The following is a 1,561-nucleotide window of genomic DNA, read 5'->3' on the forward strand; positions in this document are numbered from 1 at the left end:
TAAATCACATGATATAGCCATTGATTATATAGAGCCCGGTAGCCCATATCAAAACGGGTACATTGAACGATTTAATCGCACCTATCGTACTGAAGTACTCGATTTATATCTTTTTAACAACTTAGCACAAGCAAGGAGAATAACCGAAGAATGGTTAACGATTTATAACACCGAAAGACCGCATGAGGCATTAAATAACATGACGCCGATTGAGTATAAAACACTAAGACAAGCAGTATGATTTTCTACTTGAATCTTGTACTAAGTTTGGGGTATTTACAGCTAATTTTGATGGTAAAGATAATGATTTTTACATTTCTAAAACTACAGAAAGCCTTAATGAAAGAAATATCATTGACGCTTATTACTCTTATGATAAGAAACAAGATAAATTTGTTTATCTAAATTTAACAGGTCGTTTTATTTCTTTTGATTCTGAAAAAAAGACAGCAGAGAAAGTAAAATATTGCCCTAAAGATTACTTTAACCATGTCATTTTAACTGATTTATATCAATATACAGATAAAAAAATACACTTTATCAAATTCTGAATGTAAGTTTGAAAAGAAATCCGAGGATAATTATAAATTGTTATTTACTCGCCAATGCAATAATGAAGAAAGAAAATTTTGTATCGATGCTAGCGAATTATTAATCGATGATTATTTTGATTAAATATGGTGTTATTAATAAATACAATAAAATTATTTATTAATGATAACTTTTCTTTACCAGCTAACATAGGCTATATATCGATTTTACAATGGAAATATGGGTGACAAAGAAATAGAATTTCAGTTAGAAGAAGCTATAGGTTACATCGGCCATAATGTCAGCCAATCCGAACGTTTTGACGAGCCTAAAGAAGCCCCGTTATCGAACATGAAACGGGCGTTAGACAAGCAATTACAGCAAATGGCACACATTGAATTACTGACCTGTGATGATTTGCCGGCGTTTATCACTAAAACCCGCGCTTTAGCGGACAAGCTGCCTGAAAGCGAAAAGAGTATCATATTAGTTGAAAAAGAGGCGCAATTAGTTCAAGCTGCTAAACCGGCAGGTTGGTTAAGCCCTGGGGTGGCGATTCATTTTACCGACACTACCGAGAGCTACTATATTAAAATCAAACCGGTCTATACCGTCAATCTTCCCTCAAGATTTTTTCATACTTCAACCGAGCAGCCGTTATTCGACACAGGGGTTGGCAAGGTGGTTAATGGCATTAATGGAAAGATACAGGCAAAAAGCCCGTCAGCGCAACCGTACACCTTAACCGCAAGTGAGAAAATGTATGTAAGGCGGATATATCCCGAATTAACCGAGGCAGATATCCCCGATAAAGTTGAGCTAATTAGTGGCGGAAAGGGGCAAGATACGACGTTACCGAGTGTCTATTCTGAGCCTGCGAATGATGATGATTTTTTCACGATTCGCTTTATGATTGAAAACAAGCCGTACTGGATAGCCGCCAGTAAAGTCTTACACCTTAATGGCGAAGATGGGCAGCTCAATTCAAGCGTAAGTTATTGGCATGATTTTCCGTTATCATTAGATGACA

2 protein-coding genes are annotated in these 1,561 nt (G+C 36.3%); both read left to right on the plus strand.

Going from position 1 to position 1,561, the window contains the following annotated elements; translation table 11 throughout:
- The coding region (locus A9G23_RS03515) for an integrase core domain-containing protein (protein WP_141674906.1) at positions 1-241 on the plus strand (241 nt) is incomplete at its 5' end.
- Positions 242-771: 530 nt separating this feature from the next.
- Positions 772-1,561, plus strand: a 790-nt coding sequence (locus A9G23_RS03520; RefSeq protein ID WP_141674907.1) for a hypothetical protein, incomplete at its 3' end; no start/stop codon positions are given.

Source organism: Gilliamella sp. App4-10, from assembly GCF_001690495.1.
GTDB classification, from domain to species: Bacteria; Pseudomonadota; Gammaproteobacteria; order Enterobacterales; family Orbaceae; genus Gilliamella; species Gilliamella apicola_G.